The following is an 8,642-nucleotide window of genomic DNA, read 5'->3' as shown; positions in this document are numbered from 1 at the left end:
AGACTACGACGTAGATAGGTCAGGTGTGTAAGCGCTGCGAGGCGTTGAGCTAACTGATACTAATTGCCCGTGAGGCTTAACCATACAACACCCAAGGGGTTTTAGCGGACTCAAGTAAAGAACATTGAATGTGTAGAGACACTGGTCAGTAATTTCCCAGATTTTAGTTTTTCGCGATAAGCGGGGAATACAACAAATTTGCTTGGCGACCATAGCGTTATGGACCCACCTGACTCCATGCCGAACTCAGTAGTGAAACGTAACAGCGCCGATGGTAGTGTGGGGTCTCCCCATGTGAGAGTAGGACATCGCCAGGCTTCAAATAAGAAAAAGCCCTGACCATTTGGTCAGGGCTTTTTCACGTTTATTACCCAAGATAGTGGTATAGCTTTACCTTTCTGTAAGCAAATCTCACTTCAAAACTCAGTCATTACTCCCGTTTCTGGCGCGCTGCTACCGACAAATGCTGGCTCTCCACCTACACTGAATGCACTTTGTGACCCGACTGGAGCATTGCTATGCCATCACAACGTTCTCGACGACTAAGAAAGAAGTTATATCTGGATGAGTTTTCGGTCTTCGGCTTTGTTATCACCTTAAAGCTCAATACGGACGATGATGAAGCCCTCGATAATTTTATTGAATCACTGGCTGACTATGCAGAATCTCGCCATCTGCTCGTTGGAGGCGGTGGTATGAAGAATATAGAACTCGTGATTGGCTCCGCGTTGCGCTATGGCTCTGCGACCGAACAGGATAGAGAGTTGCTCAAGGCGTGGATAGAAGAGCGAGAGGAAGCAGAACTGATTGCGATGGGTCCTTTATTGGATCTTCACCAAATCGAATTCGCTGAATAGTAAAAAGCCCAGCAATGCTGGGCTTTTTTGTGTTTGTTTATCGCAGTGCGGGATGGGTTCTTGCCATATAGAAGACGTCGACATATTCGCCGTTTCTAAATGCGTAACTTTTTGTGCGGCCTTCTTCTACAAATCCAAATTTCTTGTAGAGTGCAATTGCTGGTTCGTTGTCGCAGTATACGGAGAGTTCAATACGACGCAGGTTAATCCAATTGTCTGCCAACTCTATCATTACCGCTATTAGTTTACTGCCTACACCTTTTCCCGTGTGCTCATCATGCACGGCCATACCGAACTCACCAACATGATGGCGGCGCATGTTCTTGCACACCTCAAAGCCAAGCTGGCCAATGATTTGTCCCTCTTCTTCGGCGACTAGGCAGTAATGGTCATCCGGTAGGTGACTAAGTCGCTTTTCCCACATAGCCAATGACGGCATTGGTAGCTGTAGCGTACCCGTATGTGCATTGGTACAAGAATACAGTTTGTGGATGGCGGGGATATCGCGAGGCTCTACAGGACGAACAGTTACAGGCATGGTTACTCCTTCATGCTATGCCAAGGGAGTTTTGATATTTGCCTGTAACTGTCAGAAAAGCAAGAGAAAAGCTCTTTGAGTAATCGCTTACTCAAAGAGCGAGAGACTCTCAGTTCAATTTACTCAAGGTGCAGGTCGAGCGGGGTTTTACTGTCGCGGCCACCGATCTCTCGGGTAAGGCGAGGGACCAAATAGCCGGAGACTTCTTTGATGAGACCCGCCATCAATCTCTTCGCTTCCTCGTCATCCACCAAGAAGTGCGCCGCACCTTGTACCTTGTCTAATACGTGGAGGTAGTAAGGCAAGATACCAGCGTCAAACAAAGCATTACTGAGGTTTTTAAGCGTATCAACAGAATCATTCACCCCTTTAAGTAACACACCCTGATTCAACAGAGTGACCCTCGCTTGTTTTAGACGTGTCATCGCTGCACGAAGCTCTTCGTTGATCTCATTGGTGTGATTGATATGGGTGACCAATATCACATCAAGGTGCGTTGATGCCAGCATGTTAGTGAGTGCTAACGTCACCCGACTTGGAATAACCACAGGTAGTCGTGAGTGAATACGCAGCCTTTTCACGTGCGGCACAGACTCAATGGCCTCAATCAGCCACTCAAGCTCGTGGTCTTTCGCCATCAAGGGGTCGCCACCAGATAGAATTACTTCATCCACTTCAGGATGTGCTTGTAGGTAAGTGATCGCTTCGCGCCATACTGATTTTCCGCCTTTGTTCTCTTCATAGGGGAAGTGACGTCGGAAACAGTAACGACAATTAATGGCACAACCACCTTTGAGGATCATCAAAACGCGGTTTTTGTACTTATGCAGAAGGCCTGGTTGTTCATTACCCTGCTCTTCTAGCGGATCGGTGGTGTAACCGGGTACGTCTTCAAACTCGTCGATGACGGGCATTACCTGACGCAATAGTGGGTCATTAGGGTTACCCTTTTCCATGCGATCGATAAAGCTTTGCGGTATGCGCTGCGCGAAAAGATCGCGAGCTCTGAAGCCGGACTTCCATGCCGTGGGCTCTAATTCAAGCTGTTGCAACAGAATTTGAGGATCTGAGACAGCATTTGCCATTTCTTTGAGCCAGTTTTGCTCAACAGGCGGCACGTTTCGGGTTATTATGTCCGGCATTTATGACAACTTCGAAGATGTTAAGAGGATAGACATGGCGTCTTTTAGCACCAATGAATTCCGCGGCGGAATGAAAATTATGCTCGATAACGAGCCTTGTGTCATTATCGAAAATGAGTTCGTGAAGCCGGGTAAAGGCCAAGCGTTCAACCGCGTGAAGATCCGTAAACTTCTTTCAGGCAAAGTGCTGGAGAAGACGTTTAAGTCTGGCGACTCTGTGGAAGCTGCAGATGTTATCGATATCGAGCTGGATTACCTGTACACCGATGGTGAATTCTGGCACTTCATGAACGCGGAATCTTTTGAGCAAATCGCAGCTGATGCAAAAGCAGTTAGCGAAAACATCAAATGGATGAAGGAGAACGATCGTTGTACTCTGACGCTGTGGAACGGTAACCCAATCGCAGTAACTCCGCCAAACTTTGTTGAGCTGGAAGTCACAGAGACTGACCCTGGTCTAAAAGGTGACACTGCAGGTACAGGTGGTAAGCCAGCGACGCTGATTACTGGTGCTGTTGTACGTGTGCCGCTGTTCATCCAAATCGGTGAAACGATCAAAGTTGACACTCGTTCGGGTGAATACGTAAGCCGTGTGAAGTAATTACACAGCGATATAAAAAAGGCCGCTTTCGCGGCCTTTTTGCTTTGTAGGGGGAGGTATGATAATTAATTCTTAGCGTAAGAAACCAGCAGCACGCATTTTCTCGGCAACGATTTCTTTTTGTTCTGCAGTGAGTGCACGTAATGGTAGACGTGGGTTACCTGCATCGATGTCATGCAACGCCATCGCGGCTTTACCTGCCGCAACACCACCGAATTCAACCAACACGCGTATCAAATCGATTACGGTATCCATCGCTTCAATTACGGCATCATGGTTGCCCGCTTTGAAGTCTTCAATCATCTTAAGGTTGTGCTTAGCTGCGTAATTGTAAGTACTGCCCACCGCACTTGTCGCGCCCACTGCCAAGGCACCTGGTAGGTGTTCATCCACACCGAATGGAATATCAAACTTACCGTCGCAAGCGCGAAGGCAGCGTTGGTATTCATACAGATCACCACTGTTAAATTTCAGGCCAGACAAGTTTGGAATTCGTTTGTCTGCTTTGATCAGGAATTGCTCCATATCGAAATTCACGCCAGACATGCCGGAGTGGTAATAGTAGAAACCTTTTGAAGGTGCTGCAGCGGCAACAGTTTCGCAGTACGCCACCAGATCGTCCAAGCTACCAGGCTTAAAGAAACAAGGACCAATGACAGAGGTTGCTTCAATATCCAAGGTTTCAGCGTGGCGAGTCAGCTCTAGTGTATCCACAATACTTAATGCGCCAGTGTGGATAATTAAATCTAGCTTTCCTTCCGATGCCGCAACCCAGCGCTGTGCAATAGCTTTGCGTTCTTCTACCGAGCAATGAATACCTTCACCAGTGGTACCACAGATGTAAGCGCCCGTGACGCCATCTGCGATCAGGTGCTTGGCGATCTGATCGATCACGCTAAAGTTAACTTCACCGTTTGCATCGAAAGGTGTATGAGGAGCAGCAATAAGTCCAGACAGTTTTTTCATCGTAATATACCGTGAAGTTAAACTTCATTAATGATTGATGAAGTGGAGTTTGGGTTTATGTTATGGAGTAAAGTTTCACTGTGCAATGCAAATTCATCGATTTAAGCAGGATTGAATTCAAACTGTGATATGCATAACAACCTATTGCTGTTAATAAAATTGAGAGGGCTAAGTTCGTGAACATAGACTGAATTTGTGGAGCTTTACTTCACAAAAGCATAAGGAAATGTGAGAATCGACGGTAAATCGCCTTCATCAATCGGAATCGAAACATGCCATCCAAACACTTGCCGGTAAAGACAGGAAAAGTTCTCGACATGATGGGCAGCATGCAAGAAAGCATGACGCCGTCAGCTCGCCGCATTGCGGATTACGTAAACCGTCATGCGGAAGATGTGACCAAGCTATCCATCGCAGAGCTTTCTCAGCAGGTGAGCGTGGGCGAGGCGACCATTATTCGTTTTTGCCGCATGTTGGGGTTTAAAGGTTTTTAGGATTTTAAAATGGATCTGGCGATTGAGTTGTCATCAATCAACCAAAGTGACAAATCCATACTCGATACAGATATTGCGCCACAAGACAGTGCGGAGCTTATAGGGCAGAAGCTACAGCAAGGTATCAACAATGTTCTGACAGAGACCTTGAACTTGTTGAACTTTGACACATTGGAACAGGTTGCTCACCAGATCAAAGCATCAAAGGGTGTGTATTTCTTTGGCGTAGGCTCATCAGGAATTACCGCAGAGGATGCGAAAAACAAATTTATGCGGATTGGCTTCAACGCTGATGCACTGACCAATAACCACTTCATGTACATGAAGGCTTCTTTGCTGGATAAGAATGACTTAGCGATTGGCATCAGTCACTACGGGAATTCTGTTGAAACCACCAAGGCATTGAAACTGGCAAGAGAGGCGGGAGCGAAGACTGTCGTATTGACGCACAATCCGAAATCCACGATTTGCCAGCATGCTGATTGGGTGCTCTTGAACGGTAACCGTCAGGGCCAAATGCAGGGCGACTCAATAGGCACCAAGATTACTCAGCTATTCGTGCTCGACTTACTTTATACCTTGCTTGTTAAAGAAGACGTGACAGGGACAATGGATAAAAAACTCCGAACTACGCGATCTCTTGATATCTAGAACTTTCGAAGCCGGGCGAATTCGTCCGGCTTTTTCTTTCCGCATTACCCTTTCTCAAACCCACTGATCCTCGCTAACTTTCGCACAAATACCCTCACCACATATTTGGATTTATCCTCGTTAAAAATGAGGTGTTTATCTCCATTTTGAAATTTATAGTTTGAAGTTTAACTCCACTTTCATTAGTTTGAAATAAAGCTTCACGAAAATCTGTGCTATTGGAGTTAAACTTTATGTCTGTTTCTGGCGATAAATTGTTAGCCACTTTAAAAACGGGATTCGTGTCTTCTTGCCAACCGGTGGATGATGGCCCGATGGATGTGCCGGAGATTGTGGCGGCAATGGCTCAAGCCTCGATTGCGGGCGGTGCCGTTGCACTGCGGATTGAAGGTGTTGAGAACGTCAAAGCCACGCGAAACAAAGTCGAGGTGCCAATCATCGGCATCATTAAGCGTGACCTTTCCGACAGTCAGATCAGAATCACGCCTTTTATTGAAGACGTTGTCGCGTTGGCAGAAGCTGGCGCAGACATTATCGCCATTGATGCGACACATCGTGATCGTCCAGTCTCCATTAAGGAGTTGGTGGACGCGATACATGATGCAGGTTGTATCGCAATGGCGGATTGCTCCAATTTTGATGAAGGCATGGCAAGCTATGACCTTGGTGTTGAAATTATCGGGACGACCATGTCTGGTTATGTCGGTGAGTCGGTGCCAAGCGTCCCTGATTTTGCGTTTGTGACAGCGCTTAAAAATGCAGGGTGTTTTGTCATGGCTGAAGGGCGTTACAACAGTCCCGAACTCGCCAAACAAGCCATTATCGCAGGCGCCGATTGCGTGACTGTTGGCTCAGCCATCACGCGTATTGAGCACATTTGCACCTGGTTTGCAGGTGCCGTTTCTGATGCAAAAGGCTTATGCCACGAGGCTGTGGCATGAAAACCACCCTGGCCGTCGATCTTGGCGGAACGAAACTCGCTGCAGCGCTGATTCGCGGCAACGAGATCATTGAGAAACATCAAGTAGAAACACAGTCTTCAGATAACTCTGATGTGTTGCGCGGTGCATTGCGTGATCTTCTTATCCCTCTTTCTGACCGTGCTGACAATGTTGCTGTGGCATCAACTGGCATCATTGATAACGGTGTTTTGACGGCACTTAACCCTGACAATCTCGGCGGATTAAATCGCTTCCCTATTCAAACCGTGATTTCAGACCTCACCGGCTTACCTACGCAAGTTATCAACGATGCGCAAGCGGCGGCATGGGCAGAGTTTCAGGCATATAACGCGCACTATTCAAATCTGGCGTTTATCACTGTTTCCACAGGTGTAGGAGCCGGTTTGGTGCTGGATGGAAAACTTAAAACGGGTGCACGCGGCGTTGCGGGACATGCAGGGCACATGCTCGCAGACCCTTGGGGTTCGCGCTGTGGCTGTGGTCGCACAGGCTGTGTCGAAGTCATAGCATCAGGTACGGCAATGGGCCGTGCGGGTGTGCCTTTCTTTGGTGTGGAAACCACCGGACGTGATGTGTACACGCACTACCTTGCTGGCAGTGAGGATGCGGCAGTGATCGTGACGCGATCAGCGTCGACAATTGCACAGCTTATTGCCGATTTAACGATTTTGCTCGACCTCGATGCAGTCGTTCTTGGCGGCAGTGTTGGACTGGCCGAAGGCTATCTGCAACTCGTCAAAGACGCACTGTCTTTGCTGCCAACGGTTTATCAACCTGAATTACTGCCTGCTTTGAGTGGTGCCGACGCTGGACTCATCGGTGTATCGCTTTGGGCTGGCACTGAAACAAAATAATAAAAATAGAAATATCAATTATCTCACCCTACACAAATTGAGGAAAAACTCATGGAGATACAAGCATTCGGGACGCTGAACTATATAGTTCTCATCGCCTATCTCGCCGTCATCATGTTGGTTGGCGTGTATTTTGCCAAGCGCCAGAAATCGGCAGACGATTATTTTAAAGCAGGTGGTCGTATTCCTGGTTGGGCGGCGGGTATTAGTGTATTCGCGACTACCCTGAGTTCCATCACATTTATGTCCATTCCGGCAAAGGCCTATACCGATGACTGGACGTTCTTGATTGGTCAGTACATTGCGATTGCGATCCTGCCTTTTGTTTTCATCTATTACATTCCGTTTTTCAGAAAACTGAATCTGACTTCTGCTTATGAATATCTGGAAAAGCGTTTTGATGTACGTATGCGTTTGTTTGCCAGTATCTCGTTCATGCTTTTCCATATCGGGCGGATTGCGATCATCACATATCTGACTGCTTTGGCTCTGATGCCGTTTGTCGATATCGATCCACTGACGATTGTGTTTCTGATTGGTGTACTGTGTATCGTATACACCTTCATGGGGGGTATTGAGGGCGTTATTTGGACGGACGTTATCCAAGGTATCATGCTGTCCGGTGCTGCAGTTCTGATTTTCGTGATGATTTGTTTTAATGTTGACGGTGGTGTTGGCGAGATCTTCTCGTTGTCAGCAGAAGAAAACAAATACTTCCCTAGTGACAAAATGAGTTGGAGCTGGACTGAAAGTACCATTCCTGTGCTGGCTATAGGTTTCTTCTTCTCAAGTTTGCAGCAGTTCACGGCAAGTCAGGATGTGGTTCAGCGCTACATCGTGACTGATTCAGTAGAAGAAACGAAAAAAGCACTGGTGACCAATGCGAAGCTGGTGGCGTGTATTCCAGTGTTCTTCTTTGCCGTTGGTGCCGCGCTTTATGCCTACTACACACAAAATCCACAGTTGCTGCCTGATAACTTTAATACTGGCGGTATCCTGCCGTTTTTCGTGATATCTGAAATGCCAGCAGGCGTAGCAGGTCTGATTATAGCGTCAATTTTTGCAGCCTCTCAATCGAGCATATCGAGTAGCCTAAACAGCATCTCTGCGTGTTATGCGTCGGATATTTATAGCCGCTTTGGTGTCGAAAAAACCGCAGAACAGAATTTAAAAATTGGCCGCATCATCACAGTGATCGCGGGTTCGCTAGGTGTGGTCGCATCAACCTACCTCATCATGTCGAACGAAAGCGAGTTGTGGGATGCGTTTAACAGTCTGCTTGGCTTAATGGGTGGCCCAATGACAGGCTTGTTCATGCTGGGTATCTTTGTCCGCCGAGCAAATGCAAACAGCGCAATGATGGGTGTGATTGCCGCGGTAGCCGCAACGCTTTGGGTTCGCGCAAACACAGATCTGAACTTCTTCTTCTACGGCGTGGTTGGCACCATGACAGTTGTCATTGTGGGTTACTTGACTGCACCACTGTTTAAGAGCAGCAAGCAACCGCTAGATGTTGAAGCCCTGTCTCTTTAGTTCTAATTAATTAAAAAGCCCGGCATTGCCCGGGCTTTATTGTC

The 8,642-nt window shown here is 47.3% G+C and carries 10 protein-coding genes and 2 rRNA genes; 9 read left to right on the top strand and 3 right to left on the bottom strand.

Annotated elements, in window-relative coordinates; all coding sequences use genetic code 11:
- The 3 genes from B5D35_RS12025 to B5D35_RS12015 all read left to right on the top strand — a co-directional run.
- Positions 1–84: ribosomal RNA gene (locus B5D35_RS12025) — 23S ribosomal RNA — on the top strand; the annotation flags it as partial.
- Positions 85–201: 117 nt separating this feature from the next.
- Positions 202–317 (top strand): 5S ribosomal RNA (rrf, locus tag B5D35_RS12020).
- Between the two features lie 201 nt (positions 318–518).
- A complete protein-coding gene (locus B5D35_RS12015; protein ID WP_078752819.1) occupies positions 519–857 on the top strand; it encodes a 50S ribosome-binding protein YggL in 339 nt (112 codons plus the stop codon).
- Positions 858–894: 37 nt separating this feature from the next.
- On the opposite strand, the gene B5D35_RS12010 is transcribed toward B5D35_RS12015, so the two are convergent.
- Together B5D35_RS12010 and epmB are read right to left on the bottom strand one after the other, a co-directional pair.
- A complete protein-coding gene (locus tag B5D35_RS12010; protein WP_078752818.1) occupies positions 895–1,395 on the bottom strand; it encodes a GNAT family N-acetyltransferase in 501 nt (166 codons plus the stop codon).
- Between the two features lie 119 nt (positions 1,396–1,514).
- Positions 1,515–2,537, bottom strand: coding sequence for an EF-P beta-lysylation protein EpmB (gene epmB / locus B5D35_RS12005; protein WP_078752817.1), 1,023 nt, complete (start codon positions 2,535–2,537; stop codon positions 1,515–1,517).
- Between the two features lie 34 nt (positions 2,538–2,571).
- Here epmB and efp point away from each other — a divergent pair, with 34 nt between their 5' ends.
- Entirely contained in the window at positions 2,572–3,138 is a 567-nt protein-coding gene (gene efp, locus B5D35_RS12000; protein WP_078752816.1) for an elongation factor P, read from the top strand.
- A 72-nt stretch (positions 3,139–3,210) separates the two neighbouring features.
- On the opposite strand, the gene B5D35_RS11995 is transcribed toward efp, so the two are convergent.
- On the bottom strand, positions 3,211–4,104 hold the full coding sequence (locus B5D35_RS11995) for a dihydrodipicolinate synthase family protein (RefSeq protein ID WP_078752815.1): 894 nt from the start codon (positions 4,102–4,104) through the stop codon (positions 3,211–3,213).
- Positions 4,105–4,376: 272 nt separating this feature from the next.
- On the opposite strand from B5D35_RS11995, the gene B5D35_RS24870 reads away from it, so the two are divergent.
- The 5 genes from B5D35_RS24870 to B5D35_RS11975 all read left to right on the top strand — a co-directional run bounded on the left by B5D35_RS24870 (position 4,377) and on the right by B5D35_RS11975 (position 8,598).
- Positions 4,377–4,598 carry a MurR/RpiR family transcriptional regulator gene (locus B5D35_RS24870; protein WP_244556573.1) on the top strand — a complete coding sequence of 74 codons (222 nt, stop codon included), beginning with the start codon at positions 4,377–4,379 and terminating at the stop codon, positions 4,596–4,598.
- Positions 4,599–4,607: 9 nt separating this feature from the next.
- Positions 4,608–5,249 carry a MurR/RpiR family transcriptional regulator gene (locus B5D35_RS11990; protein ID WP_244556572.1) on the top strand — a complete coding sequence of 214 codons (642 nt, stop codon included), beginning with the start codon at positions 4,608–4,610 and terminating at the stop codon, positions 5,247–5,249.
- Positions 5,250–5,482: 233 nt separating this feature from the next.
- A complete protein-coding gene (locus tag B5D35_RS11985; protein ID WP_078752814.1) occupies positions 5,483–6,190 on the top strand; it encodes an N-acetylmannosamine-6-phosphate 2-epimerase in 708 nt (235 codons plus the stop codon).
- Positions 6,187–7,065 (top strand): N-acetylmannosamine kinase, encoded by an 879-nt coding sequence (locus B5D35_RS11980; protein ID WP_078752813.1) that lies wholly within the window; start codon positions 6,187–6,189, stop codon positions 7,063–7,065. Before B5D35_RS11985 ends, B5D35_RS11980 begins: the two co-directional genes overlap by 4 nt.
- Before the next feature lie 51 nt (positions 7,066–7,116).
- Entirely contained in the window at positions 7,117–8,598 is a 1,482-nt protein-coding gene (locus tag B5D35_RS11975; protein ID WP_078752812.1) for a sodium:solute symporter family protein, read from the top strand.
- The last annotated feature ends 44 nt before the right edge of the window (positions 8,599–8,642 follow it).

Source organism: Enterovibrio nigricans DSM 22720 (assembly GCF_900167155.1).
GTDB lineage: Bacteria > Pseudomonadota > Gammaproteobacteria > Enterobacterales > Vibrionaceae > Enterovibrio > Enterovibrio nigricans.
Note: the sequence above shows the minus strand (reverse complement) of the source record. Positions and strands in the feature narration are given on the sequence as shown.

Coding starts and splice junctions, on each gene's coding strand:
- B5D35_RS12015 (WP_078752819.1), top strand. CDS start 519: ATGCCATCACAACGTTCTCGACGACTAAGAAAGAAGTTATATCTGGAT.
- B5D35_RS12010 (WP_078752818.1), bottom strand. CDS start 1,395: ATGCCTGTAACTGTTCGTCCTGTAGAGCCTCGCGATATCCCCGCCATC.
- epmB (WP_078752817.1), bottom strand. CDS start 2,537: ATGCCGGACATAATAACCCGAAACGTGCCGCCTGTTGAGCAAAACTGG.
- efp (WP_078752816.1), top strand. CDS start 2,572: ATGGCGTCTTTTAGCACCAATGAATTCCGCGGCGGAATGAAAATTATG.
- B5D35_RS11995 (WP_078752815.1), bottom strand. CDS start 4,104: ATGAAAAAACTGTCTGGACTTATTGCTGCTCCTCATACACCTTTCGAT.
- B5D35_RS24870 (WP_244556573.1), top strand. CDS start 4,377: ATGCCATCCAAACACTTGCCGGTAAAGACAGGAAAAGTTCTCGACATG.
- B5D35_RS11990 (WP_244556572.1), top strand. CDS start 4,608: ATGGATCTGGCGATTGAGTTGTCATCAATCAACCAAAGTGACAAATCC.
- B5D35_RS11985 (WP_078752814.1), top strand. CDS start 5,483: ATGTCTGTTTCTGGCGATAAATTGTTAGCCACTTTAAAAACGGGATTC.
- B5D35_RS11980 (WP_078752813.1), top strand. CDS start 6,187: ATGAAAACCACCCTGGCCGTCGATCTTGGCGGAACGAAACTCGCTGCA.
- B5D35_RS11975 (WP_078752812.1), top strand. CDS start 7,117: ATGGAGATACAAGCATTCGGGACGCTGAACTATATAGTTCTCATCGCC.